The organism is Pseudanabaena sp. FACHB-2040 (assembly GCF_014696715.1).
Classification (GTDB): Bacteria; Cyanobacteriota; Cyanobacteriia; order Phormidesmidales; family Phormidesmidaceae; genus JACVSF01.
Genome location: NZ_JACJQO010000013.1, coordinates 125,225 through 149,800 on the forward strand (window position 1 = coordinate 125,225; position 24,576 = coordinate 149,800).

General features: G+C 54.6%; 22 protein-coding genes and 1 tRNA gene. 11 read left to right on the top strand and 12 right to left on the bottom strand.

Going from position 1 to position 24,576, the window contains the following annotated elements:
- Positions 1-8 precede the first annotated feature (8 nt).
- Positions 9-452: an NUDIX domain-containing protein gene (locus H6G13_RS16320; protein ID WP_190484614.1), complete on the bottom strand. Its 444-nt coding sequence runs from the start codon at positions 450-452 to the stop codon at positions 9-11.
- A 364-nt stretch (positions 453-816) separates the two neighbouring features.
- Here H6G13_RS16320 and H6G13_RS16325 point away from each other — a divergent pair, with 364 nt between their 5' ends.
- Positions 817-1,557 carry a DUF2993 domain-containing protein gene (locus H6G13_RS16325; protein ID WP_190484617.1) on the top strand — a complete coding sequence of 247 codons (741 nt, stop codon included), beginning with the start codon at positions 817-819 and terminating at the stop codon, positions 1,555-1,557.
- Between the two features lie 97 nt (positions 1,558-1,654).
- On the opposite strand, the gene H6G13_RS16330 is transcribed toward H6G13_RS16325, so the two are convergent.
- Together H6G13_RS16330 and H6G13_RS16335 are read right to left on the bottom strand one after the other, a co-directional pair.
- Positions 1,655-2,194: a GIY-YIG nuclease family protein gene (locus H6G13_RS16330; protein ID WP_190484618.1), complete on the bottom strand. Its 540-nt coding sequence runs from the start codon at positions 2,192-2,194 to the stop codon at positions 1,655-1,657.
- Between the two features lie 419 nt (positions 2,195-2,613).
- Positions 2,614-3,627 carry a stage II sporulation protein M gene (locus H6G13_RS16335; RefSeq protein WP_190484620.1) on the bottom strand — a complete coding sequence of 338 codons (1,014 nt, stop codon included), beginning with the start codon at positions 3,625-3,627 and terminating at the stop codon, positions 2,614-2,616.
- Positions 3,628-3,710: 83 nt separating this feature from the next.
- Between H6G13_RS16335 and H6G13_RS16340 the strand changes: the two genes are divergently transcribed.
- The 3 genes from H6G13_RS16340 to ilvC all read left to right on the top strand — a co-directional run bounded on the left by H6G13_RS16340 (position 3,711) and on the right by ilvC (position 6,626).
- Entirely contained in the window at positions 3,711-4,679 is a 969-nt protein-coding gene (locus tag H6G13_RS16340) for a hypothetical protein (protein WP_190484622.1), read from the top strand.
- Between the two features lie 34 nt (positions 4,680-4,713).
- Entirely contained in the window at positions 4,714-5,526 is an 813-nt protein-coding gene (locus H6G13_RS16345; RefSeq protein ID WP_190484625.1) for an RDD family protein, read from the top strand.
- Between the two features lie 104 nt (positions 5,527-5,630).
- A complete protein-coding gene (gene ilvC / locus H6G13_RS16350) occupies positions 5,631-6,626 on the top strand; it encodes a ketol-acid reductoisomerase (RefSeq protein ID WP_190484627.1) in 996 nt (331 codons plus the stop codon).
- Positions 6,627-6,760: 134 nt separating this feature from the next.
- Here the strand turns inward: ilvC and H6G13_RS16355 are convergent, their stop codons facing one another.
- Together H6G13_RS16355 and H6G13_RS16360 are read right to left on the bottom strand one after the other, a co-directional pair.
- A complete protein-coding gene (locus tag H6G13_RS16355) occupies positions 6,761-7,069 on the bottom strand; it encodes a hypothetical protein (protein WP_190484629.1) in 309 nt (102 codons plus the stop codon).
- Positions 7,070-7,462: 393 nt separating this feature from the next.
- Positions 7,463-8,269, bottom strand: a complete 807-nt coding sequence (locus H6G13_RS16360) for an alpha/beta hydrolase (RefSeq protein WP_199305949.1) — start codon at positions 8,267-8,269, stop codon at positions 7,463-7,465.
- Positions 8,270-8,444: 175 nt separating this feature from the next.
- Here H6G13_RS16360 and H6G13_RS16365 point away from each other — a divergent pair, with 175 nt between their 5' ends.
- On the top strand, positions 8,445-9,113 hold the full coding sequence (locus tag H6G13_RS16365; protein ID WP_190484631.1) for a transaldolase family protein: 669 nt from the start codon (positions 8,445-8,447) through the stop codon (positions 9,111-9,113).
- On the opposite strand, the gene H6G13_RS16370 is transcribed toward H6G13_RS16365, so the two are convergent.
- The 4 genes from H6G13_RS16370 to H6G13_RS16385 all read right to left on the bottom strand — a co-directional run bounded on the left by H6G13_RS16370 (position 9,110) and on the right by H6G13_RS16385 (position 13,866).
- Complete coding sequence (locus tag H6G13_RS16370) at positions 9,110-9,508, bottom strand: DUF1622 domain-containing protein (protein WP_190484633.1); 399 nt, start codon at positions 9,506-9,508, stop codon at positions 9,110-9,112. The genes H6G13_RS16365 and H6G13_RS16370 overlap by 4 nt on opposite strands.
- Before the next feature lie 120 nt (positions 9,509-9,628).
- Positions 9,629-10,294 carry a 2OG-Fe(II) oxygenase gene (locus tag H6G13_RS16375; protein WP_190484635.1) on the bottom strand — a complete coding sequence of 222 codons (666 nt, stop codon included), beginning with the start codon at positions 10,292-10,294 and terminating at the stop codon, positions 9,629-9,631.
- Positions 10,295-11,409: 1,115 nt separating this feature from the next.
- Complete coding sequence (locus H6G13_RS16380) at positions 11,410-12,825, bottom strand: amidase (protein WP_190484637.1); 1,416 nt, start codon at positions 12,823-12,825, stop codon at positions 11,410-11,412.
- A gap of 108 nt (positions 12,826-12,933) precedes the next feature.
- Positions 12,934-13,866, bottom strand: coding sequence for a DUF3365 domain-containing protein (locus H6G13_RS16385; RefSeq protein ID WP_190484638.1), 933 nt, complete (start codon positions 13,864-13,866; stop codon positions 12,934-12,936).
- A gap of 395 nt (positions 13,867-14,261) precedes the next feature.
- On the opposite strand from H6G13_RS16385, the gene H6G13_RS16390 reads away from it, so the two are divergent.
- From H6G13_RS16390 to hemL, 3 genes are all read left to right on the top strand, one after another.
- A complete protein-coding gene (locus H6G13_RS16390) occupies positions 14,262-14,996 on the top strand; it encodes a WecB/TagA/CpsF family glycosyltransferase (RefSeq protein ID WP_242028365.1) in 735 nt (244 codons plus the stop codon).
- 222 nt (positions 14,997-15,218) lie between these two features.
- A complete protein-coding gene (gene ftsE, locus H6G13_RS16395) occupies positions 15,219-16,037 on the top strand; it encodes a cell division ATP-binding protein FtsE (protein ID WP_190484640.1) in 819 nt (272 codons plus the stop codon).
- A 195-nt stretch (positions 16,038-16,232) separates the two neighbouring features.
- A complete protein-coding gene (hemL, locus tag H6G13_RS16400; protein WP_190484642.1) occupies positions 16,233-17,534 on the top strand; it encodes a glutamate-1-semialdehyde 2,1-aminomutase in 1,302 nt (433 codons plus the stop codon).
- 130 nt (positions 17,535-17,664) lie between these two features.
- Here the strand turns inward: hemL and H6G13_RS16405 are convergent, their stop codons facing one another.
- Positions 17,665-18,585 (bottom strand): ABC transporter ATP-binding protein, encoded by a 921-nt coding sequence (locus H6G13_RS16405; RefSeq protein WP_190484644.1) that lies wholly within the window; start codon positions 18,583-18,585, stop codon positions 17,665-17,667.
- Between the two features lie 106 nt (positions 18,586-18,691).
- On the opposite strand from H6G13_RS16405, the gene H6G13_RS16410 reads away from it, so the two are divergent.
- Positions 18,692-19,081 (top strand): nuclear transport factor 2 family protein, encoded by a 390-nt coding sequence (locus H6G13_RS16410; RefSeq protein WP_190484647.1) that lies wholly within the window; start codon positions 18,692-18,694, stop codon positions 19,079-19,081.
- A gap of 36 nt (positions 19,082-19,117) precedes the next feature.
- Here the strand turns inward: H6G13_RS16410 and H6G13_RS16415 are convergent, their stop codons facing one another.
- Positions 19,118-20,149: a J domain-containing protein gene (locus H6G13_RS16415; RefSeq protein ID WP_190484649.1), complete on the bottom strand. Its 1,032-nt coding sequence runs from the start codon at positions 20,147-20,149 to the stop codon at positions 19,118-19,120.
- Positions 20,150-20,217: 68 nt separating this feature from the next.
- Entirely contained in the window at positions 20,218-22,695 is a 2,478-nt protein-coding gene (gene dnaK, locus H6G13_RS16420) for a molecular chaperone DnaK (protein ID WP_190484651.1), read from the bottom strand.
- 379 nt (positions 22,696-23,074) lie between these two features.
- Between dnaK and H6G13_RS16425 the strand changes: the two genes are divergently transcribed.
- Together H6G13_RS16425 and H6G13_RS16430 are read left to right on the top strand one after the other, a co-directional pair.
- Positions 23,075-23,156, top strand: a tRNA-Leu gene (locus H6G13_RS16425).
- A 48-nt stretch (positions 23,157-23,204) separates the two neighbouring features.
- Positions 23,205-24,575: an MFS transporter gene (locus H6G13_RS16430; protein ID WP_190484653.1), complete on the top strand. Its 1,371-nt coding sequence runs from the start codon at positions 23,205-23,207 to the stop codon at positions 24,573-24,575.
- Position 24,576 lies beyond the last annotated feature (1 nt).

A 24,576-nucleotide genomic window follows, 5' to 3' on the forward strand; every position in this document is an offset into this window, starting at 1 on the left:
GCAGCACGTTAGGACGCCTGTTCTATCCTACGCTGCTCCAGAAAGGAGAGCAAAATCTTTTGGTGAGGCGGGCCAAGGGGCCGCTCTTCCCCGGCCCGTTCGGAATAACGCTGACCCCGCTGAATGTCCTCGATGCTCCATAGGCCCAAGTCCCAGCCCTCGTTTAGCTCCAGGTTGGCAACGGGAACTAGCAGCGGCCCATGAAAGACATTGCGGATCACTTGCTCTGTCTCAAGGCGTTCAAACAGCTCTAGATGGGGGGCCTGGTAGCCGATCTCTTCCTGTAGCTCTCGATAGGCAGCGGTCAGGGGGTCTTCTCCCGGCTCTAAATGGCCGCCAAAAAAAGCCCAGTAACCAGGGAAGAAAATGCCGGGAATGTTGTCGCGCAGCTGCAGCAAAAACTGGTCGTCTTGGTAGAGGATTGCGATCGCAACCTCAGGCTTTTGAGCCATACAGAAATCCCGATACTGCCGTTAGAGCTGATTATGCCTGTATTTCGGCCTAGCTTGCGTTGTTAACCACATTTCTCTGCACCTAGAATCACCCAATAGAATCTGCGGATCTGTCTCTCTAGCGCCTGACTCGGTTTCAGGAGCCTCAGCAGGGCCAGTACCGAAATGAAACGGTTCTCACAACAGGAAGCATTACCCCACTGGCCTTTCCAAATATCTCGGTTTCTCTAGACGGACTGCTAACGTAAAGATTTCTATCGCAGGCGGTATCCTGCCCTCAGCGAAAAACCCTAGCGAGATAGAGCATGGCCCTTTAGGAGTTTGCCTAGACTGGAGAGCCAACACCCCACAAAGGACGAAAGGCATGACTGCAGGCGATTCCAGTCTGGGCGACCAGGCAATTAGCAAAGCTGTAGAGATGGGTCTGAGCACCCAACTTGATGACGCCGAAAAGCTAGACGTTGATGTCCGAACAAATCCTGGTTCGCTAATGAAGGGCGAGGTTGATTCGGTCGAGATTGAAGGCAAAGGCATGGTTATGAAGGGGGAGTTGCGCACTGAGAAGCTGACGGTTCAGACCGGCAACATTGCAGTCAATCCGCTCAAGGCCGCCTTTGGCCAAATTGAGTTGACCCGACCGACCGATGCCAGCACGGTCATGCTCCTTAAGGAAGACGACATCGAGCGGGCATTTAACTCTGAGTACATCAAGAACAAGCTGCAAAACTTGGAAATTAATGTGGACGGGCAGCCTGTGAGGGTCAACACTCAGCGCGTTGAGTTTAAGCTGCCGGGTGAGGGCAAGGTTGCGATCGCAGCCGATGTTACCCTGGCCGAGACTGGAGAAAGCAAGCATTTAGCCTTCACCGCTGTCCCCAAAATGGCGCTTAGCGGCCAGCAAGTTGAGCTGCAAGAAGTTCAGCCCACCACAGGGGGAGACGTCTCTGCGCTGACAAATTGCCTGGTACAGAGCGCTCAGGAACTGCTAGACCTGCGGAACTTTGAGGTGCCTGGTATGGAGCTGTGCCTCAACCGAGTAGATATCCGGCAGGGCGAAATGGAGCTCAAAGCCGATGCCCGCGTCACCGAATTCCCTGGCGGCTAATTCTCGCCTGCACCTGTAGGGCGGGCACTGCCCATCGCCCCGCCAGCTAACTTTAGGCTTCCATTTCAGCCGGGACAGCGATCTGCCTCGGCTGAGATCATTTCAAATCCAGTAGGCCCTCTTCCTTGAGCTTGGGGTTAAACCGCAGATCCATCTGCACGCCGCGAGCCTTAAGCTTTTCCAGCAGTTCCGCCTCTACCCGACGGGCCAACTGCTTTAAGTATTTGATCTGAGCAATTTCTTCCAGGGCCGCATAGTCTGCCTTGTCCTGCTCCGTCAGAGTCAGCTTGGCATCAATTGGCTGGTTCCAGGCTGCAGCCGCTGCTCCATTACCGGGCGGCACCGAGCCGTTTTGTTCAATCCACCCGTTGCGAATCTCTTCCAAAAGAGTCCGGCTGGGTCGCTCCACTAGCTGCACCTTAATCCAGTGGCAGCTATCCGGCTGACGTACCAAATGCTGCTTTAAGCTCAAGTAGACATCGCGAGAATAGCCAACATACTGCAGACTTTGAGCCGCATCATAAATTGCGTAGATGCCCACCTTGCCCTGCCACTGTTCAGAAATCAGGCCCTCCTGCGTGAGGTAGGGAACAGCTTCAAGGCTCTCTAAGGTGGGGTTTGGCAGTTGGGAAGTCATCGTTCAGGCAATCAACTCAATGGGCCGGGCTTGAAGATCTTAGCCCTCCACGCCAAAGGCGGTAACTTTGGCGTAAAGAATCGTGTTCTCACCGTATACCTTGCAGCCAAAACCTTCTCAACCCCTCTACTCAAAGCAAGGAACGTTGAGTCATAGCGCATAGCTGTGCAGGATAATGGCTGGGCAGTCCCAGTTAGTTCTACCGGCTTAAACACTATGAAATCATTTTGGGATGTTGTGAATGTGGCGATCACCGTCGTCCTGCTGTCGTTTATTGGCCTCAGCCTGTTTCGGCTGACGGTATTGTTTCTGCGATCGCAAAATCTGATATAACCCTCCTCAGCTCAAGGCTTACGCCCCCTAAGAAACCTAGGCATCATCGAAGATCTGCGGGGCTGCTACCGACGGCTTGAGCCAGGCTAAGACAAACCTTGCACTGAGGAATTGAGCGGTCTCTGACGGCGGCAGTACTGCACCAGCAGCACAAAGATGACGGTGCCCACAATATACTTCACCCCGTTAGGAATCCAGAGCTGAGGCGAGAAAAAGCCCTCAATCATACCGGCAATCACCAGCATAGGAATGATGCCGTACACCAGCTTGGCGGCCTGCAGTCCGTAGACCTTGAGCGCATCGCGGCGGCGATACTGGCCCGGCAGCAAAATCGCTCGACCTAGCAGCAGGCCCGCGCCCCCAGCAAAGAAAATAGCGGGCAGCTCTAGCGCCCCGTGGGGAAACACAAAGGCCCACAGGTCATAGGCCAGGTTTGTCTGCGCCACCAGAGCCCCGACCGAGCCAATCATCAGACCATTCACGACCAGCAGATACACCGTAAAGCCACCCGGAGGAGTCAGTAGCGGAATCTCCGGCATAAACATTGTGATGCCGCCAATGATGGCCTGCAGCGAAACCACAATGTTGTTGATCATGATGGCGCTAGAGGCCACCGGCTCAACGCCCAAGATAGAAACAGTCCAGAGTTCTTGAGTTTCTCTCACCGTTTCGACAAAACTGGCACCCAACATCAGCGTCATAAAGGCCGGGTCTTGCCAGGAGTACCACCAGCCCAACAGTCCCCCCAGCCCAAACAGCAGCGTTGCCAGTGCAATGTAGACCCAGCTCTGCCGCACCACCTCCGGAAAGCCGTAGCGGCAAAAGTCTGATAAGGCTTGCCATTCCTGCCGCCGCGACCCCTGATAGATCTGGCTGTAGCTGCGGCTGGTCAAGCGCTGCAAATCCTGAAGCACGCTCTGCCCGACGCTGTGGCTCTTAGCGCGGGCTAAGTCAGCTGATACCGAACGGTAGAGGCTGGCCAGATGGCGAATCTGCTCACTAGTCAGAGATTGAATTCCTTTTTTCTCTGCCTGGTTTAAGAGCTGCTCTAGCTGCCGCCAGCTCTTTTCCCGCCGGGCCATCCACCGCTGAATATTCATAAAGTTTGCCGAAAAATCCGGGTGCTTGAGACTGTCTCTAAGATACCCTCAAGATACCTGCAATCCGTTTGGGAGAGAGGGCTATGGCTCCTTCAGACAGTCGCCCAGATCAGTTAGGCCCTTTAAATCCCGGCAATGTTGTCAGTGCGGGTCTACGGCTGTACCGCGATCGCCTCAAGATGTACCTCAGGCTTTCTGTGATTGCCAATCTTTGGCTGCTGGGGGGGCTGCTAGCTTGGGTTTTAGTAACGGTCATCCTGGGAGGGGTGCTTTCCTTAGCGGGTAATGAGGTGTGGGGATTTCTAGGAGGCGGCATCGGTTTTTTGATTGGGCTGGTGCCCTTTTTCTATGGCCTTGCCCAGTTTTTTATGTTGTCTGCGGTGATGTCTCGGCTGGCTTTTCAGCAGCTCATCGATCAGCCAGAAACAGCTACGGCAGCACAAGCCGGTACCAAGCCTAAGCTATGGGATTTCCTGAAGCTGGGCCTGCTGATTCTGCTGCTGTTAGTGGTTGGCTATTTTGCCTTAGGAATTGTGGCAACAATTTTGGGGCTGCTGGTCGGTTTCTTGACTGGTGGGATTCTCTCAGCAGTCTTTGGCTCTGATATTGGCGCTGTCATTGGCATCGTGTTGGGGGGTTTGGTGGGCTTGGCCGTTGTGGTGATCGGTTTGATCTGGCTGGTTTCCCGTCTTTTAATCGCCGAGGTACCGTTAGCAGTTGAGACTGAAACAAGAGCTAGTGACGGTATTTCGCGGAGCTGGAGTCTGACAAAAACCTCAGTGCTGCGAATTCAGTTTGTCGTCACAGCGGCCTTTCTGATTACGCTGCCTTTGATTTTGTTTAGTAGCTACATCCCCCAGCTCTTCATGCTTCGCTTGGAGGCAGGTTCTACTGCCTACTGGGTACTCTACGGCATTAACCTGGTGGTCAGTTTTTTGGGCAACATGGTGGTCATGCCCCTTTGGCAAACCATCAAAGGGGTGCTTTACTACGATCTGCGCAGCCGCCGCGAAGGACTGGATCTGCAGCTTCGACCCTCAAGCGACTATTGAGCCTTCATTGCAGCGAGTCACGGCATCCGGAGCTATGGGTCTATTCAACACCATCACAATTCGTACCCCTGAAAGCGTTGAACTGGAGTTTACGCTAGCAGGCATCGGCAGCCGCGCCGTTGCCCTGCTGATTGACTACACGATTCTTACCCTGACGCTGGTGGCGCTGCTGCTGCTGTGGCTGTTTTTGTTATTTCAGCTAGCTGATGTTGAGGTGTTGTTCAATCTGCAGACAGAAACTCTGCAGCTCTGGCTGACAGCCATTTTTAGCGTTAGCCTCTTTGCGCTTTATATTGGCTATTTCGTCGGCTTTGAAACTGGCTGGTACGGGCAAACTCCCGGCAAACGCTTCGCCAAAATCCGCGTTATCCGCGATGATGCTCAGCCGGAAAGGTTATTTCAGGCGACGTTGAGATCGCTCTTGCGCCCCATCGACGATATTTTGTTTATCGGCTTCTTCTGCATCTTGCTCAGCCCCCGCGAGAAACGCCTTGGTGACTGGCTAGCGGGCACGCTGGTGGTGCAGACTGATCCGAGTACAGCGGGGGGTGCGATCGCAGTGGGGGAGAGATCGCGTGCGATCGCAGCCGATCTGCTCAACCTAGCCGACTTTACCAAAGTTCTGCCCGACGACTTTGCTACTGTGCGAGAGTACCTACAGCGCCGCTCCAGCATGACCGAAAAGGCTCAAGGTGAGGTCAGTCTGTATTTGGCCCGTCGTTTAAGAGACCAGTTAGACCTAGCCTCCCTCCCCACCGACATGACTGCCGATACGTTTTTAGAAGCGCTCTATTGGGGGTATCAGGAGGGCGGCGAGAAAGGCTCAGGGGTAAGGGAAGAGGGGTAGGGCTGAAAGAAACTCAGTTCCTAGAAGAGGCAGGTTTCCTTATTTGGTAAGATCAAGGGCTTGCAGTTGATTGATCACCCCAGGAATTGATTAGGAGAACGCCCATGGCCCGCATGTACTATGACAGTGACGCCAATCTAGACTTAGCCAATGGCAAAACCGTTGCCATTATTGGGTATGGCTCCCAAGGACATGCCCACGCCCTAAACCTAAAAGATAGCGGCGTAAACGTCATTGTGGGCCTATACGAAGGCAGCAAATCGGCCGCCAAAGCCGAAGCAGAAGGGCTGACCGTCAAACCCGTTGCCGATGCCGCCAAGCTAGCCGACTGGATCATGATCCTGCTGCCCGACGAAGTGCAGAGAACCATCTACAAGCAGGAGATCGCACCCAACCTAGAAGCAGGCAACGTGCTTTTCTTCGCCCACGGCTTCAATATCAACTTTGGTCAGGTCGTGCCGCCTGCTGATGTAGACGTGGTCATGGTTGCGCCCAAAGGCCCCGGCCACATGGTTCGCCGCGCCTACACCGAAGGCCAAGGCGTACCCTGTTTGTTCGCCGTGTATCAAGATGCCACTGGTCAGGCTCGCGATCGGGCAATGGCCTACGCTAAAGGCATTGGCGGTACCCGCGCTGGCATTCTCGAAACCACCTTCCGCGAAGAGACCGAAACCGATCTGTTTGGTGAGCAGGTTGTGCTCTGCGGCGGCCTCAGCGAACTGATCAAGTCCGGCTTTGAAACCCTGGTCGAGGCAGGCTACCAGCCCGAACTGGCCTACTTCGAGTGCCTGCACGAAGTAAAGCTGATTGTGGATCTAGTGGTCGAGGGCGGCCTGTCCAAAATGCGCGACAGCATCTCCAACACCGCTGAATACGGCGACTACACCCGTGGTCCCCGCATCATCACTGACGAGACTCGCAAAGAGATGCGCAAGATTCTCAAAGAGATCCAAACGGGCCAGTTTGCTCGGGATTTTGTGCTCGAAAGCCAGTCTGGTAATGCCGGCTTTACCGCCATGCGCCGCCGCGAAGCTGAGCACCCCATCGAGGAAGTCGGCAAAGACCTGCGGGCCATGTTTAGCTGGCTGAAGAAGGTCTAGTCAGCCCCACAGCACGTGTGAGGACATCGCTACGAGCTGAACCTCCCAAAATACAAGAAGCGTTCCTAGGAACTTATCCAGGAACGCTTTTTAATCGCTGAAATGCTTTAAATTCCCCAAAATTCTCGTTTGTATTACCCCCGAAGACGTTTGGCAATTGCCGGTAAACTCATTGCTACTGCTGCTCCCATGCCTGCGTAGGCTCCCGTTGCTGCGCCATCAAGTCTTTGCTGGGCGGCATCAAAGTGAAACTGCTGATCTCCCGCCTCGGCTCTCATCTCAAATTCAGCGCCAGTTCCACCCACTACGACTCCCAAAATTCCCATTAAGAGAATAAACAGGCAAGCTTTCTGTTCGACAGGTAAGTTCGACAGCTTTGCAGCTGGCTTATTGCTTCTCTTACCGTTGCGCCCGTTGTTTGCAATCATATTGTTTGACTTCATAAACTACCCTTTCGCTGATAGGCCGGCCAAAATAGCTGCCTATTTAGGATTCAGCGACTCCAGCCACTATTCCGCAAGAAATATTCCCTACGGTATAGGCAGGATGCCCCCAATTGTAGGATCTATATCAGCTTCTGCGGGAGAGTTGGTTGGAAAACCAATTATGGGTGAAGAAGTCTTAAAGACAGCGGTGCCTACTGCTGAATTCGCTAAGGCCAACAGCATGATTGCGTCTTGCCAAACTGTATCCTAGGAACCAGTTTGTTCTAGAGAACTACTCATGCTGCTTCTTCAGCTGTGCTGCTGTAGCTGGCTTCGATTCCGCCTAGGAGACGTTGACTGAGCGGGCTGAAGAGGACATTTGCACATTTGCATTCTGCTGGAAAGATAGTGTTAAAGCGCCACAGCTACCTGACTGTTAGCTCGCTCAACTACAGTCACAAATTCCAGCATGATTGATGTCAGCTTTTCTGGATACCAAAGCCCCCATTCATGACACCCTTCCTCTACCGTCGTCAGTTCGGCATTCGGAATCGTGTTAGCCATTTCCTGAGCAATTTCCATAGGAATTGTAGTGTCTTTGTCTGACCAAACCAGCAGGCAGCGCGCTTGGACTTTGGGCATGAGGGGTCTGAGGTCAGCCTGGAGCGAAAGCAGCAGTGCCCAAACAACGTTTCCCGTGTTAAACAGCAGGTTGTAAGTAAACGCCTGAGGAATATCCCAAAATTTGAGCTTTAACCTGGGGAGAAAGGTCTGAACCGTCATCTCAATTGCTCGACGGGGCACAATTTGCAGGATGGATTCTACCGGAATGCCTGTGCTGCCGATGAGAACTGCGCTTTTGACACGCTCTGGCGCAAGGGCTGCGATCGCAATTGCTAGCCCTCCCCCCAGCGAGTGCCCCGCCAGATGCACCTGCTTTAGTCCCAGCACATCTAGAAACTGAATCAGCAGCTGCGCGTAGCTCTCATAATCTGGAATCAGTTGAGAGTAAGACGAGCGGGCGAAGCTGGGCAGGTCTGGGGCCAGAACAGGGTGCTTCTGAGCCAGCAGTTCAAGGATTTCCTGATAGGGGTCGGTGGAAATACCCCACCCATGCAGAAACAGAATGGGGGTTTGGTCAAACTGAACTCCCCCCTGCTGGTAGAAAATGCTGGAGTGAGTGAGATCAACCCTATGGCTGGTCAACTGGGGCGGCAATGTCAGTACCTCACTTAGAACTGGGGTGGGTATGCTCTGTACTTTCCAGCTTAAGGACACTTAATATTTTGTAAACCTTTCTAAAGAACGATCCCATTAGGAGCGTTCCTGATTCACTCACAGTCAATCAATCTGCAATAGGCTATAGCAGGCATTTCTAACGGCTGAAATTTTTATGCTGTCTAACCTCAGGCTCTGCCTCGATACGGCTGACGTAGCTCAATGGGAGCTGTGGCATAGCAGCGGGCTGTTTTATGGGGTGACGACCAATCCGCTGCTGCTGGAGCGATCGCAAGTTCCCTGCACTCTACCCTCGCTAACCCACCTAGCCGAAAAAGCGCTGCACCTGGGGATGCAGGAGGTGCAGCTGCAAACCTGGGGCGACGGGGAAGCTATGGTTAGCACTGGGCTGGCGCTGGCTGCGATCGCACCTGAGGTCGTCGTCAAAGTACCCATTACCGCTGCCGGCACAGCCGCCGCCGCTCGCCTGATTGCTGCAGGGGTTCGTGTGACCTTAACTGGCGTGTACGCTGTGCATCAAGTGCTGATTGCGGCAGCCCTTGGCGCAGAATACACCGCGCCCTACCTGGGTCGAATTAACGACTTGGGCCGCAATGGCCGCGAAGACTTGGCTCAAATGCAGCGAGTACTCGACGGGGTGCAAAGTCCCACACGAATTTTGGCAGCCAGCATTCGCAGCCCTGAAGATCTGGCCTATTTAGCGGCGCAGGGGCTCAATACTTTTACGGTTTCGGCTGCGATCGCAACCCAACTCTTTGAGGTTGAGGCTACCCAGGCAGCAGCAGCTGACTTTGAGCGGGCAGCCCGCGCGATGGGTGCTTAAGTGCTGGGTTGTTCAGCAGCAGAACTCAGTTCTGGGGTGGGCGACCCACGCCGGATAGCTCTCTCTAGCAGCAGGTTGAGCACCGTGCGAACGGCAATAATGACCGACAGGCGGGCGATATCGTCCCACTGGCTAGAAATCATGGTCTTGAGGATGGTAGCCCCCACCAAAAAGCTCAACCCCAGCGAAAAGGCATAGCCCATCGTTAGTCGGCTATGCTGAAACGCCTCCGAGGTCTTGCCCTGGATCACTCCCTCTTTGAGATAGATCACCATCGCCCGCACCACGCCAATCAAAATAACAACCAGGGCCAGCAGCTGACACGTACTGGTCAAGAAGCCATTCAAGACCACGACTGCAAGGGCCATATTCTGGCTGAGGGTTTCGATACTCATAGTGTTTTTGACTGAGGGCATGTAGGGTTGGCTGCGATAGTCAAAGACTAGCCCTTTGGGGCCAACGCAGCCCCCATAGCACCCTAACCTGCTTAAGCAAAGGCTGCCTAACTATTGCAGCTATTTCCACAACATACAGTCTTGCTGCCGTTTGGGAAACTGCTGGACGATGTTCATTAACCTGTCTCGCGGCACCCGTGGGCTCGCTTCTTGAGGTCGCTTGGGAGAGCGGGAATTGTAGTTATAGATCAGGGTATAGCGCTCAGAGTCTTGGGGAACCGTTCCGCGATGCAGCACTCTGCTAGTCATGCTAAATATCACCGTCCCTTTAGGGCCGGGGCAGGATCTAACGTGTTTCTGCAAACCTAGCTTTTCCATTACTTTGTCTGGAATTGTGCCAAAGTGCTCCAGCACGGTTACCCAAAACCTAGACTTTTGCCGAGGAATATACTCGTGGGCTCCTCCAGTTTTGCTCACGTCGCTCAAATAGATAATGATGCGAAGAATTCGGTGGTCGTAGGAATCAACATGCCATAGGCGAGAACCTGATTTTACGCCGTTGGCAAAGTCTCTGCGGATATGAATGTCGTTGAATGCTGCTGGAACACCCATACCAGCCTCGGCAATATTCAAAATGCGATCGTGAAGTCCCCAAGCAAACAATTCGGGTCGCTCTAGCACCAAGTCTTGGCTGGCATGAATGTCATATCCTGTCTGTCCGGGCTGATCTGCTATCTTGGGCAAAATACTTTCTGCGGCTTGCAGCATTGCAGCTGTATCAGGCATGCCTAAAGCCTCTAGAGAAGTAATAAATACGCCCTCCCGTCTCAGGCTTTTGACAATTTCTGCATCTATTGATGAGACGGAAGGCAAAGCGTTGGCATGCTTAAACTGATTAATCTTAAACCGAATTTCTGCTGGCAAAAGAGATACTAAATCAATTAGTTTAAGAGGCACTCTTAAAGCTTTCTGCAGAACCCTCACAACCGCTGGAGTACGTGAGTTAGGAACAGAAATCATGTCAATATCACCAAGAGATTTTTCGTAAAAACAGAAACCATCTAAGATGCATGGCACTGAATTAAGGTTGGAATGGCACTGCAAACCCGAGGGTTAATGAAGCTCATAGCCATTCCCCCAGTTTTATTTCACTGTCATCCACATGAAAGGGGGCTGAAACGTCCCTTTCAATCCAGTTACTATTGCCCGGTTGTTGCTAATTCTCCGTACCTAATCCAGATATGGCCTAATAGAGTGCACCCTCTTTCGTAAAGCCATGCCCAAAGGGCTTCCACCTTTGGTCTTAAGGACCAAAAGCTTATGGGTTTCTGCTAAGCGCAATGTTTGCACCTAGGTGACCCAGAATCGTAATTGCGAGCAAAGCGCCCAAGAGCATTCAAGAAAAGCAAAGCCATGCCCGGAGGGCTAAGCAATCCATACAAAGTACCTGCTACAGGGAGACTGCCGCGCTTTGCACTCTCCGAGAAGCAAGCTACACAGTGACAGCGATTGTTTAGCTGAGCTACTTACTTAGCTGCAATATTAAGAAACCGGGCCTAAGTCTGAACTCTGTAAATATTCGCAGCTCATAGACAGAGTTCATTAAGAAGTTTCATTCTTTCCTATCTCCACGCTTACTCCTTAAGGAAAAAGACTTGCTAGACTGCCGAATAAAGACTTTTAATCAAGTCTCTACTACTCCCCTCACCAGACGGACTCTTCAACAGCTTAACCTGCAGATCTGCAAATACTCGTAAACCTTGAAGTAGGGATTATCAAGACTGCATAAACTTTCTAACTGCTTTCTCAGCCCCAGAAAAACTGGATGAATCGGCGGCTAGGTTTACCCACTACAGACCTTGATTTGCCAAAGGTTTGCCAAGGGCAAAGAGCGTTGCTGGTTAATTTTGTGCGATCGCAACTGCCGGCCGATGCTGCACCCAGGGCCTAGCTTGTTCAATCTGAGCAGCTAGAGAAAACAGAGTAGTTTCGTCTGCTGGGCGACCTACTAGCTGCACGCCAATCGGCAAGCCATTCGGGCCGAATCCGGTGGGTATTGCTAACGCCGGTTGACCGCTGGCATTGAAGGGAGGGCAGGGAGCAATCCAGTTAATCACCTTCTCTAATATTTGGTTGGGCCGCAGTTTGCTCCACTCTCCAACTCGAATCGTCGGATGCATGTAGACAGGCAGCACCACCGCATCGTAGGGCTGACAGGTCGCCACAATCCGACGCGACACCTGCTGTAGTTTTGCAACGGCCCGCAGGTACTGCCCGCTGCGAACCCGGCAGGCGCGCCAGAAAAGCCAGCGGTTCATCTTTTCCATGACAATCCAGGGCACACCAACCTCGGCCAAAACACACTGCCAAACCACCACAAAGGGTTCAATTAGGTCGGCCAGATCGGGCATTTCAATTTCTTCGGCGTAGTGGCCCAGATCTTCCAAAAGCTGCACCGTGTCGTAGACCGTCTGCCGGCAAATGGGATCGGCCTCACCAATTGGCGGCAGCTTGGTGGCAAAGCCAATCCGCAGCGGTTTAGTAGGTGGGTAGGCAGCCGACAAGAAGCTAGGATCAGGGTCGGGTAGCCAGTAAGGGTCGCCCGTCACATAGCCGCTGAGCACATCTAGCAGGGCTGCTGTGTCGGCTACTGTGCGACCCAAAGGCCCATTGATCGCCAACCCATTGAGCCGTTCGCCCACTGGGCTAAAGCTGATGCGACCCCTAGCTGCCTTCATCCCCACCAGGCCACAACAAAAGGCCGGCCCTCGAATGGAGCCACCCCCGTCTGATCCTTGAGCGATCGCACACAGTCCTGCCGCCAGCGCCGCTGCCGACCCGCCGCTAGAGCCGCCGGGGGTGTAGTCGAGGTTCCACGGGTTGCGGGCTGGGGGAAAGCCAGGGGGTTCGGTGTAGGGCAATGACCCCATCTGAGAGGTGGCCGTTTTGCCCAAAATGATAAACCCAGCCTGCCGCAGCTTAGTCACGATGTAGTCGTCTTGTTCGGCAATGCGATCGCAAGCCGCCTTAATTCCATAGGCGCAGGGCACGCCCGCCACCGAGTTCAAATCTTTGACGGCAATAGGAACGCCAAAAAAGGGGGGCAGCGATCCCTCTCGCCCGAGCTGCTCAGTCTGCCGCTGAGCCTCCTCTAGAGCTTCCTCGACCATCACTGTCACATAGGCCCCCAGCTTAGGATTGAGCCGCTCAATACGATCTAGATATAGCTCAGTGAGATCCAGCGGCGAAATCACCTTTTCGCGAATCAACCGAGCTTGCTCCAGAGCTGGAGTAAAGGCCAGATCAACAGAATTCATAATGGGCGAGGCAGCAGGAACACATTTCTCCCATTATGGAGCGCTATGCTGCTTCGCAACGATCGGTAGAACCGAAGCGCATCACCTCTACTACGGCTGCAATGCCTTCTACTGCAATAAATTGCCGGAGTTGCGCCGTCCTTCCCGGTAGCGGTCAAGCCGCTGCATTGCCATTTGCAAACTCATCCGCATCCGGTTAAAGGCTTCTGCCAACTGCCCGACCTCATCTTTCGAGTTAACCGTAAATTCAGCCTTAGTGTCGCCCATGCTAACGGCTTCAGCCACCTTAGCCATGCGGTTGAGAGGCCGCACGACAAATCGCTTCAGCCACAGGTTAACTAGCAGCGTTGTCAGCGAAAAGACCACTACAAAAATGCCCAAAATCAAAAATAGCGATTGCCGAGCACTTGTCAGCACCTTAGCAGCAGGCACCGAAATCACCTGAGCCCCAATAATTTCATCCAGCTTCCAGCCAAAACCATGATCAGGGCCATAGCGTTCAATCATGCTGACAGGGGCAACGTTGGGGGTACTATGGCATTCCAGACAGCTCTGCTGAGTGACATGAAGCGGACGGGCGATATAGAACAGATCACCCCCCGGCGTTTTACGAAAGCCACTCACTTCTTTGCCCTTACCCTGCTGCTGAAACTGCTGCACCAATTTGGCTTCAAAATCGTCAGCTTTGTCTCGTAGATTAGTTGGATTTAAAGTTGCTTCTTTATAGAAAAAGTCGGCATAGATAGGGTTGCCGCGAAAGGATTCAAATACCTCTCGGGCCGCATAGGCAGGTACCGTCTGCGGCAAAAACTCAGCGTCTAGGCGGCTCACCAGTTCGGGCTGAATGTGAGTGCTGGTGTAGTCTCGCACTGAGTTCATCGTTTCCATCAGCATTAGGGCTTTGGTAGTGAGCTGGGCTTGGGCACTGCGATTGAGCACCGAAGACAGGGCGAGACCGCTGGCCAAAATGCCGCCTAGAAACACGAGCAGGAGCAGAACTGTAAACTTCTGCCCTAGTTGTAAATTTTGAAGCTTGAGCATGGGGGACTCACGTGGCAGCTGCCATCAAATACAGCAACAGGACGAAAATTCCGGAGATACCCTAACAGGCTTCTCTTCACCAGCAATATGAGGAGAAAAAGGGAAGAAACCGGGAGCTAGATTCAATTTCTTGAAGCTTGCAGAACAATAATTTCCCTAATCGTTGCCATCAAAGGCTGAGGCGAGAAACCAGCGAGATACGGAGGGTAGTCTAGAGCGACCGCTGAATGATCTTATTGACACACAGAATCAGAGGCGGAAATTAGAAGATTTGGTCAATTTTGCGCTATCGTCACGGCAGCCCTGATCTCCAGATTGTTTCCCATAAGCAAGCAGGTGCTTGTCTGATTCAGAAGCGGTTATAATCCGGTCGTTTAAGGAAGATCTCACAGGAAATGCTGGCGGAAAGATTAGAAACCCTTTCAGTGATGGGCCTGCCGGTTCATGTCGGCACAGACTACACTCGTTGGCTGATGGCCCAGCTGCGGCAAGGCGAAACTGCCCATGTGGTAACGCTCAATGCCGAAATGGCTATGCAGTCAGAGCAAAATCCCAAGCTACGGCGGCTGATTCAAACGGCGGACCTCGTCATTCCCGATGGGGCTGGGGTGGTACTGTACTTTCGAGTTAAAGGCCGCCGCGTTCAGCGTCAGCCTGGAATTGAGCTGGCTGCAGCCGTACTCGCGGCACTAGGGCCAAACGAGCCTGCCTTTTTCTATGGCGGGGCACCCGGCGTAGCCGATCGGGCTGCGGCTTACTGGCAGGCGCAGCTGCCGAATCTTGCGATCGCAGGCACCCAACACGGCTTCCTACCCCCCGAAGCATTTCCGGCCTTTGAGGAGCAGCTGAAGGCGCTGCGCCCCAGCGTCGTCTTTGTCGGCATGGGTGTGCCCCGACAGGAGTTTTGGATTGCTGAGCACCGCCACCTCTGCCCCCAGGCCATCTGGATCGGCGTGGGCGGCAGCTTTGATATCTGGGCCGGGGTCAAAACCCGCGCCCCTAAATGGTTTTGCGACAATCACCTAGAGTGGCTCTATCGCCTCTATCAAGAACCCTGGCGCTGGCGGCGGATGCTGGCACTGCCCCGATTTGCGGTGCGATCGCTAACCTACTCTGAACCTCGCCCCTAGCCCTTACAGCCCTAAGGACAAAACAGTTTTTCAGAGGGTTATTTGAGATACAGTTGTGAAGATTATTGAAATCTCTAATAACCCTATTCCTACAGCCAGCAAGTCAAGTAGAATAATTCCGCAAAACAACTTTCCGCCGCACAACTTTTCGCCAAACAACCGAAAAAAGGTTGTCATTCTAGCCTTTGTCAACCTTTGCGAGATGCATTACTGGTAGCCTGCATGACCTCAGTTGTTTCCCGCCCCAGCAGTCACTTCACTCAGCTCCCCGATGAAGTTCGAGCCAAGCTTCACGATCGGCTTCAAATGGTGGTTCCGGCTGAGCCAGCCGCTCCCGAAGAGACTCCGCGTCCGCCCGTTAAGCCTGCTGGCGAACCCATCGTGACGCTGCAAAGCGTCAGCAAAACCTACGTCAACGGCAGCCAGGCACTTCTCAACGTTGACCTGCACATTAACAAGGGCGACTTCCTATTTGTGACCGGCCCTTCCGGCTCGGGCAAATCTACTCTGCTCAAGCTTCTCTACGGCCAAGAGCGCCCCTCATCGGGCTCCATCATGGTCGGCGGAGAAGACATGGCCCTCCTGCGGGGCAACCGTCTGGCCATGCTGCGCCGCCGCATTGGCGTCGTTTTTCAAGACTACAAGCTCATTCCCCGCCGCACTGTAGCTGAGAATGTAGCTTTTGTTCTGTGGGCTCAGGGCTTTACCCGCAAAGAAATTCATCGCCGCCTCTGGCCCACCTTAAAGATGGTCGGGCTCCAGGGCAAAGCCCAGTGCTTTCCTGATGAACTTTCTGGGGGCGAGCAGCAGCGGGTTAGCATTGCCCGCGCCGTGGTCAGCACCCCGCCTCTACTGTTGGCCGATGAGCCCACAGGCAACCTAGATCCCGACAATTCCCTCCAGGTCATCAAGATTCTCAAAAAGCTCAACTCCATCGGCATCACCGTGATCGTCACCACCCACGACGAGCAGCTAGTGCGGATGTCCAACAACCCGGTGGTGCAGCTCCAGAACGGCAATTTGCAGTATTTCCGGCGATAAAGGCTGGCCCCAGCAGGCACTGTACTTCTTGTTGTGTGTAGAGACGCGATTGATTGCGTCTCTACATTCCTTAACATGTGACGGGATTTGCTTAACCTAATCGATAGGATAATGATTACGGCCAATTTTGGGCAATGATTGCTTGGCCTCTAGTCATTATTTGCTGGCTTTCGCAGGTACAGAGAGGAAAACGCTTTGGTGAGTACGACCTCATTCAACACGACCAAATCACAAGAGATTTTTTCAGCAGCCCAAAATCTGATGCCGGGCGGAGTGAGCTCTCCCGTGCGGGCATTTAAATCGGTAGGCGGACAGCCCATCGTCTTTGACCGAGTTAAGGGAGCCTACGTCTGGGATGTAGACGGTAACCAGTACATCGACTACGTCGGCACCTGGGGTCCGGCAATTTGCGGCCATGCGCATCCCGAAGTTAATCAGGCGTTAGCAGCAGCCTTGGAAAAAGGCACCAGCTTTGGCGCACCCAGCTATCTTGAGAACGTCCTGGCTGAAATGGTGATCCAGGCCGTTCCCAGCATTGAGATGGTGCGCTTTGTCAACTCCGGCACCGAAGCCTGTATGGCCGTGCTGCGACTGATGCGAGCCTTTACCGGACGCGACAAGATCATCAAATTTGCTGGTTGCTATCACGGCCACGCCGATATGTTCTTGGTACAGGCCGGGTCAGGCGTTGCCACCTTGGGCCTGCCCGACTCTCCTGGCGTGCCCAAGGCCGCCACCAGCGATACCCTAACGGCTCCCTACAACGATCTAGAAGCTGTAAAGGCACTCTTTGAGGAGAATAAAGGCGAGATTGCCGGGGTAATTTTAGAGCCTATTGTGGGCAACTCCGGCTTTATCGTACCCGATGCCGGTTTCCTAGAAGGGCTGCGGGAGCTGACCCAAGACAATGATGCGCTGCTGGTCTTTGATGAGGTCATGACTGGGTTCCGCATTGCCTACGGCGGCGTGCAGGAGAAATTTGGCGTTACCCCCGACCTGACAACCCTGGGCAAAATCATCGGCGGCGGCCTGCCGGTTGGAGCCTATGGGGGACGGCGCGACATCATGGAAATGGTGGCTCCGGCAGGCCCGGTTTATCAGGCGGGCACTCTCTCTGGTAACCCCCTGGCAATGACCGCCGGCATCAAGACCCTAGAGCTATTGCAGCGACCCGGTACCTATGAGCAGCTAGAGACCATCACCCGCAAGCTGACCGAGGGCCTACTGCAGGCCGCCCGAGAGGCAGGTCATGAGGTCTATGGCGGCAGTGTCAGCGCCATGTTTGGCTTCTTCTTCCAGGCAGGGCCGGTGCACAACTATGACGATGCCAAGCGCTCTGACTTGACTAAGTTCAGCCGCTTCCATCGGGGTATGTTGGAGCGGGGCGTCTACCTGGCCCCCTCTCAGTTTGAAGCTGGCTTTACCTCGCTGGCCCACACCGATGCGGACATCGAGAAAACCATTGCTGCTGCCCGTGAGGTGCTAGCGGAGCTGTAGATTTAGTTAACCGTTCGTTGAACCAGGGGCGATGTATTGCAGCCAAAGTTCTGGTAAACGTCCAGAGTTTCAGATGTAATGCATCGCCTTCCTAGTATTCAGCGAAGTTCAATTCTCAAAGACCCCATCACTACACCGGCAGCGGCTGATCGTAAGCGATCGCATTCTTAGTCACTTCCAGATAGATATGCTCTAGCCGCACAGGGTGTCGCGAAATCGAGTTTAAAGCAACGCCCTCAAAGCGATCGAGCAAGTCTTTTAGCTCCAGGTGTTCGGGTATCCAAAAGGCGAGATCTGAGCCGTAGTGGCGGGGGGTAAAGCCGTGAAGTTGGGCACGTGCGATCGCACCTTCCGGGTCATCAGTTTCAACAGTGACCACTTCCTGGGCTGGAATTCGCTGGCGCAGTTCGGCCAAGGTACCTTCAGCCAGCAATTTCCCCTGCTTTAGAATGCCGATGCAGTGACAGAGCCGCTCTACCTCATCTAATAGGTGGGTGGTCAGCAATACCGTCACCCCCGACTGCTTAAAGCTGCGGATCAGCGCCCACACCTCATAGCGAGATTCAATATCGAGGCCAGTAGTGGGTTCATCCAAAATCAGCAGCTTAGGCCGATGCATCATCGCTACCGCTAGACTGAGGCGACGCTGCATGCCGCCACTGAGTTTCTCCACCGGAGTTTTGGCGCGATCTAGCAGATTTACCAGCCCCAAACAGCGCTCAATCTGGCTCAAACGCTCCCGCCTAGATAATCCATAAATGCGCCCAAAAAACGCCAGGTTCTCCTCGCAGGTCAGTCCTCGGTAGAGCAAATTTTCCTGAGGCATGACGCCCAGCAACGGCTTGGTTGCGTTTCCTGCCCGACGTCCACCCACATAAACGGCCCCAGAGTCTGCCTCCAGTAGCCCACAAATTAGGTTGATCGTCGTTGTCTTACCGGCACCGTTTGGGCCTAACAGGCCGTAAATTTCCCCTGGTTGAATCGTCAGACTTAAATTCTGCAAAATCGGGCGTTTGCCATAGTGCTTGCAGAGATTTTCAAGTTGCAGCATGCGTTTTCCCTGACCTCCTAAGATGGGCAGAACGACCAGCAGAGATAGGCATGCTCAGGATACCCTTACGAAAGAACGTTTCTGTATCTTATCAGCGAGGACTTCAATGGCTGGCGATCGAGAAGCCATTCTGGCAGCCAATGACCGCTTCTATCGGGCCTTTGAAAAGAAAGACCTAGAAGCCATGACAGCTGCCTGGTCCAAAGGCATAAACAGCCTCTGCATCCATCCGGGCCGCAAAGCCCTTAAGGGCTGGGAAGCCATTGGTACCTCCTGGGAGCAGATCTTCAAAAATACTCGCTACCTGGAGATCGATACCGATATCATCAGCATTGAGAGCAGCGGCGATTTGGCCTACGTGGTGCTGATCGAGACCATTCTGCAGGTCGGCAGCGGTCGCCGCCTAGAAGCGCAGTCGATGGCTACTAATATCTTTGAACGCATGGGCGGGCAGTGGTACCTAGTGCATCATCACGGCAGCCCAATTGTTCCATAGGGCCAGTTTCATGGGCCAACGACACCAAGGCCAGAACTAAACCGGCAGATCTGCCCTGGGGTTAAGCGTTTCCATCTCTCGCAGTTCTGCATAGAGCGCCTTTTCGCGATCGCTTAGCACACTAGGAACGACGACCTCCACCTCAATGATCTGATCGCCCCGTCGCTCTCGACCGATCGGATAGCCCTTGCCTGACAGCCGCAGCCGCTGCCTCGGCTGGACGCCTGCCGGAATTGTCATTCGCACTAGACCATCTAGAGTAGGCACCTCAATAGTGCCCCCCAGAGTTGCCTCACTGGGCGTCAGAGGCAGGCGGCAAAACACATCGTCGCCCTGCAGGGTGAAGAAGGGATGTGGCTCAACCTCAATTCGCAGATAGAGGTTGCCGCCGCCAATGCCTTGGCCCTTGAGCCGAATCCGTTGACCTGTGACCATACCCACTGGCATGTTGACCTCTAAGGAACGGCCATCTTCCAGGCGAATGCGCTCCCGACCACCTGCAAAAGCTCGCTCCAGAGGAATGGTGAGGTTGGCTTCGGCGTCGCGGCGGTCAGCCCGCGAAGGTGCGCTGTAGGCCGTCTTCGTTCGACCCGAGCGAAAGTCCGCATCGTCTCTAGGGGCTGACGCAACCTCCTCAACGGGTTCACGCCAGCTAGTCGGCTCCTGCCGGGCCGCCGCTTCGCGCTGGGAGGCTGCTTCACGGCGACGGTTGAGCAGCTGATCGACAAAGTTATTGAAGTCAGGAAACTCGCCAAAGTCAAGGTCTTCGAGCGGGTTGCGCCCATTGGTGCGCTCTGGGGTCGGTTTGGTACGGTTGAAGCGCACCCCCTGGAAGCCTTTTTGCTTCCAGAACTGGCTGAACTGCTCATACTGGGAGCGCTTTTCGGTGTCGGATAGAACGTTATAGGCTTCCCCCAGAAGCTTAAACTTCTCCTCGGCTGACTTGTCACCCGGATTCATGTCGGGGTGGTAGCGACGAGCTAGCTGCCGGTAAGCCCGCTTGATCTCATCAAAGGTAGCGTCTCGGGAAACTCCCAGAATCTCGTAGTAGTTCCGAAAGTTCTGCATTGAAAAGCAATCAGGATGAAGGATTAATAGTGGATGGGGCAGGTCGGTAAATTAACCTGCCCTTGAGTCTAAAACCACTCGTCGTCGTCATCGCCCCAGTCTTCGCTGTCGTACCGACGTCGAGGAGGAGCATCGTCAGGAGCAGGGGCAGGGGGGCGGCCAGGAGGCGAGTAGCCGTTGGGGCTGCGCTGACCTTCTGGGGCTGGTCTTGGGCCATCGCGTCGTTCAGCCGATCGCGATTCCGGTCGGCTATCGCCGTTCCAAGCATCCGGCCGAGGTGCGGGGTTTTGCGATCGGTCGGGCCGCCGCTCATCGGGGCGATAGGCATCGGGATAGCTTCGATCTGATGGGGGGGCCTCCCGACGATCGTCCCGGCGGTAGCCCTCGGAACTCCCCTGGTTTGCAGGCCGGTCATCCCAGGAGCGATTTTCGGGGTAGCGATCTTCCCGATAGGGGGGCGAACTGCGGCGGGGTGGCTCCTCCCGATAAGGGGGTTCGGAGCGGTAGGGGGGCTCTGAGCGGTAAGGCGGTTCGTCTCGGTAAGAGGGTTGGGGTGCGTTGTAGGGACGGCTGCGGCTGTCATAGTCCCAGCCGTCATCCCAGTTGCCCCAGGAAGACGATCCCTGGTAGCCGTAGTCGCGAATGGGTTCGTCATCGTCAAAGGCAAAGGTACGCTTTAGGGTGTCGCCAATCTGCCCCAAAATGCCGCCTTCTTCCTTGTCCTCTTCCTCATAGAGGTAGGCTTCACGGTTGAGGTCGTACAGCTCATCTTGAAGCTCGGCTTGGGTGATGTCGATGCCCCGCTCATCGACGCGCTCTAAATACTCTCGCAGTTCTTGCACTAGGCTCTCGATACGGCGTCTGCGATCGCGCGCAAACTGCATGCCAAAATCAAGCGCCACTTCACGCAGCAGTCGCTCTGCCTGGAAGGTCAGGGCCTCGGCCCGGTTGCGCTTCTCGACTCGCTCTCGCTGCAGACGGTCGGTGTCGGCATACTCTTCTGCCTCCTGAATCATCCGCTGCACTTCTTCTTCGGCTAGATCTGCGGCTCCCTGCACGGTCAGGCTCTGCTCTCGACCCGTCGTCTTGTCCATCGCCGACACTTGGAGAATGCCGTTGGCATCAATGTCGAAGGAGACAAGCACCTGGGGCACCCCCCGAGGGGCAGGCGGAATGCCGACCAGCTTAAAGCGGCCCAGGGACTTGTTATCCCCCGCCATCTCGCGCTCCCCCTGCAGCACGTGCACCTCAACCGAGGTCTGGTTGTTCTCCGAGGTCGAAAACACGTCAGAGCGGCGTACTGGAATGGTGGTGTTGCGAGGGATTAGCTTTTTCATTACGCCGCCGATGGTTTCTAGGCCCAGGGAGAGGGGCGTCACATCTAGCAGCAAGATGTCTTGAATTTCTTGGGTAAGAATACCTGCCTGAATGGCTGCACCCACCGCAACGACCTCGTCGGGGTTGACGTTTTGGTTGGGCTCTATGCCGATAAAGCTGCGTACCAGCTCCTGCACCATCGGCATGCGGCTGGCTCCACCAACCAAGACGACTTCATCAATGTCATTGGGGGTAAGACCGGCATCTGCTAGGGCCTGCTTTAAAGGTCCACGCAACCGGCTAACCAGATCCCCACACAGTCCCTCAAACTGAGCCCGAGTCAGGCGGGCGTCTAGATGTTTGGGTCCGTCTTCAGTAGCGGTGATGAAGGGCAGGTTGATGTCGGTGACCGCAATCCCAGAAAGCTCAATCTTGGCTTTTTCGGCAGCCTCGGTCAGACGTTGCAGCGCCTGGCGATCGCGCCGCCGCAGGTCAATGCCTTCTGCTTCCTGAAACTGCTCTGCTAGCCAATCGACAATTTTTTGGTCAAAGTTGGTGCCGCCTAGCTGCGTGTCGCCCACTGTAGAGCGCACCTCAAAGACGCCATCGCCCACATCCAACACAGACACATCGAAGGTGCCGCCGCCCAGGTCAAACACCAGAATAGTCTGGTTGTATTTCTGGTCAAGGCCATAGGCCAGAGAAGCCGCTGTGGGCTCGTTGAGAATGCGCTTGACGTCTAGGCCAGCGATGCGGCCTGCGTTACGGGTGGCCTGCCGCTGAGCGTCGTTAAAATAGGCAGGTACTGTGATCACTGCGCCCGTTACTGGCTGGCCCAAGTAGCGGCTGGCTTCATCAGCCAGCTTTCGCAGAATCATGGCCGAGACTTCTTCGGGAGCAAAGTCTTTTTCTAGGCGCGGGCAGCGAACTTTAATGTTGCCTACATCATCGCGTCGGATGGTGTAGGGCACTTGCTTGGATTCTTGGCTGAGCTCTCCATACTTACGGCCCATGAAGCGTTTGACGCCGTAAAACGTGTTTTGGGGGTTGAGCACCGCCTGCCGCCGGGCCATCTGACCGACGAGCCGTTCTCCTTCCTTGCTAAAGGCCACCACTGAAGGCGTTGTTCGCATCCCTTCAGCGTTGGCAATCACAACCGGTTTGCCACCTTCCATGACTGAAACAACTGAATTGGTGGTGCCCAGGTCGATGCCAACTACTTTACCCATTCCAGAGGTGTCTCCTTGCGCTTCCGAATGCTAGAGCCGATCCTAATAATTCGGTCTGATCTTCCCTCATTTTGTCCACTAGGGACAAAACACTGGCCAATCTTGCTGCCAGAGCTTTTTCCTGATAAATCAGGCGAACCACACCGAACCTCTGAGCTGCCTTCTGTTGAGTCTTGCCGCTAGTGATTTGGGCTACCAGAAAGATTGCCGATCTTCCCGCCAACAGTTTTACACCTTTCTTAATGATAGTTCTTCTCCGCCTTGGCTTGAAGTCTACTCTGCAGTTTTCATCAGCGGGAGTCGGGCTAGCCGTCTAGCATCAAAAATGCTTCTTTTTCGGTGCTCGTCGCGCGGTTTATTGCTACAATAGTTCCCTGATGCGGATGTGGCGGAATTGGTAGACGCGCTAGATTTAGGTTCTAGTTCTTTCGGGAGTGAAGGTTCAAGTCCTTTCATCCGCATAGCTTTTACAAAACAGGGCATACAAAATAGCGAGCGCTAAAGTCGGTATGACATTGCCTCGGCTGTCTCTGCCAGCTAGATTAACCTACGGCGTGGGTGAACTCGCAGGGGCTGTGCCAGTCGGTCTGGCGGCCTTTTTTCTGCTGTATTTTTTGACTACGGTTGTGGGGCTAAGCCCAGCCCTGGCAGGGGGAGTGTTGCTGCTGGGTCGGGTTTGGGATGCGATTAACGATCCGGCGATTGGTTGGCTGAGCGATCGCACCACGTCGCCCCTCGGTCGCCGCTACCCCTGGATGGTCTATGGTGCGGTTCCCCTGGCCCTGTGCTGCGGGCTGCTGTGGTGGGTGCCCCCGATTAGCAGTCAGAGCGGCCTATTTACTTACTATGCGCTGCTGTCGCTGGTGATCTATGTTGCCTTTACCGCTGTGCAGCTGCCCTACACGGCCCTGGCAGCAGAGCTAAGTGATGACTATGATGAGCGCACTAGCCTGATTGGCATCAAGTCGGCCTTTAGCATTGGCGGCAGCCTGCTGGGGCTAGGGCTGGCCCAGGTTGTCTTTGCTCAGGTGGCCCAGCCTAGACAGCAGTATCTTGTATTGGGGCTGATCTCGGGGGGAATTGCCCTTGTTGCCGTGGCAATTTGCGTGGTGGGGACCTACCGTCGCTACTGGCAGATGGAAGCCCGGCGACGAGAGCGCACGGCGGCCTTGGGCGTGCCTCTGAGTAGCCAGATCCGCAGTCTCTGGCAAAATACGGCTTTTCGGCAGGTACTGGGACTGTATCTGTTTGCCTGGATGGGAATTCAGGTGACGGCGGCGATGCTGCCCTACTTCGTCTCTGCCTGGATGAAGCTGCCAGAGACTCACTTTGCTCAGATGGCGCTGACGGTTCAGGGCAGTGCCATTGTCTCGATGGTGGGCTGGAACTGGCTGGGACAGCGAACCGAAAAGCGATCGATTTTCCTGATCGGAGCCCCGATCAGCGTTCTGTGCCTCCTGGGCCTAGTGACGGTGCAGCCTGGTCAGATGGGCTGGATGTATGGACTCGCGGCAGGGGTCGGTCTGGGGCTGGCGACGCTGTACCTGGTGCCCTTTGCCATGCTGCCCGATGTGATTGACCTGGATGAACTGCGCATAGGGCAGCGTCGAGAAGGGGTGTATTTTAGCGCGGTGGTATTTTTGCAAAAGCTGGGACTTGCGATCGCACTTTTCCTCTCCGGTCAAGTTCTGGAGTGGACGGGCTTGACCGCCGAGGCAGTGGATCAGCCTACTAGCGCCCTTTGGGCCATCCGCCTGCTGATTGGTCCACTGCCTGCTCTCTTAGTGGCAGGCAGTCTATGGTTTGCTTACCGCTATCCGATTAGCCGCCAGAAGCATCAAGAAATTGTGCTGGCACTGCAGGCAAGGCGATCGGGGTAGA

Bases quoted from the DNA above. Each gene is read 5' to 3' on its own strand.
- H6G13_RS16320 (WP_190484614.1), bottom strand. From the start codon at position 452: ATGGCTCAAAAGCCTGAGGTTGCGATCGCAATCCTCTACCAAGACGAC.
- H6G13_RS16330 (WP_190484618.1), bottom strand. From the start codon at position 2,194: ATGACTTCCCAACTGCCAAACCCCACCTTAGAGAGCCTTGAAGCTGTT.
- H6G13_RS16415 (WP_190484649.1), bottom strand. From the start codon at position 20,149: ATGCAGAACTTTCGGAACTACTACGAGATTCTGGGAGTTTCCCGAGAC.
- ilvC (WP_190484627.1), top strand. From the start codon at position 5,631: ATGGCCCGCATGTACTATGACAGTGACGCCAATCTAGACTTAGCCAAT.
- H6G13_RS16385 (WP_190484638.1), bottom strand. From the start codon at position 13,866: ATGCTCAAGCTTCAAAATTTACAACTAGGGCAGAAGTTTACAGTTCTG.
- H6G13_RS16380 (WP_190484637.1), bottom strand. From the start codon at position 12,825: ATGAATTCTGTTGATCTGGCCTTTACTCCAGCTCTGGAGCAAGCTCGG.
- H6G13_RS16405 (WP_190484644.1), bottom strand. From the start codon at position 18,585: ATGCTGCAACTTGAAAATCTCTGCAAGCACTATGGCAAACGCCCGATT.
- H6G13_RS16340 (WP_190484622.1), top strand. From the start codon at position 3,711: ATGGCTCCTTCAGACAGTCGCCCAGATCAGTTAGGCCCTTTAAATCCC.
- H6G13_RS16410 (WP_190484647.1), top strand. From the start codon at position 18,692: ATGGCTGGCGATCGAGAAGCCATTCTGGCAGCCAATGACCGCTTCTAT.
- dnaK (WP_190484651.1), bottom strand. From the start codon at position 22,695: ATGGGTAAAGTAGTTGGCATCGACCTGGGCACCACCAATTCAGTTGTT.
- H6G13_RS16335 (WP_190484620.1), bottom strand. From the start codon at position 3,627: ATGAATATTCAGCGGTGGATGGCCCGGCGGGAAAAGAGCTGGCGGCAG.
- H6G13_RS16365 (WP_190484631.1), top strand. From the start codon at position 8,445: ATGCTGTCTAACCTCAGGCTCTGCCTCGATACGGCTGACGTAGCTCAA.
- H6G13_RS16375 (WP_190484635.1), bottom strand. From the start codon at position 10,294: ATGCCTGATACAGCTGCAATGCTGCAAGCCGCAGAAAGTATTTTGCCC.
- H6G13_RS16370 (WP_190484633.1), bottom strand. From the start codon at position 9,508: ATGAGTATCGAAACCCTCAGCCAGAATATGGCCCTTGCAGTCGTGGTC.
- H6G13_RS16390 (WP_242028365.1), top strand. From the start codon at position 14,262: ATGCTGGCGGAAAGATTAGAAACCCTTTCAGTGATGGGCCTGCCGGTT.
- H6G13_RS16345 (WP_190484625.1), top strand. From the start codon at position 4,714: ATGGGTCTATTCAACACCATCACAATTCGTACCCCTGAAAGCGTTGAA.
- H6G13_RS16355 (WP_190484629.1), bottom strand. From the start codon at position 7,069: ATGAAGTCAAACAATATGATTGCAAACAACGGGCGCAACGGTAAGAGA.
- H6G13_RS16325 (WP_190484617.1), top strand. From the start codon at position 817: ATGACTGCAGGCGATTCCAGTCTGGGCGACCAGGCAATTAGCAAAGCT.
- ftsE (WP_190484640.1), top strand. From the start codon at position 15,219: ATGACCTCAGTTGTTTCCCGCCCCAGCAGTCACTTCACTCAGCTCCCC.
- H6G13_RS16430 (WP_190484653.1), top strand. From the start codon at position 23,205: ATGACATTGCCTCGGCTGTCTCTGCCAGCTAGATTAACCTACGGCGTG.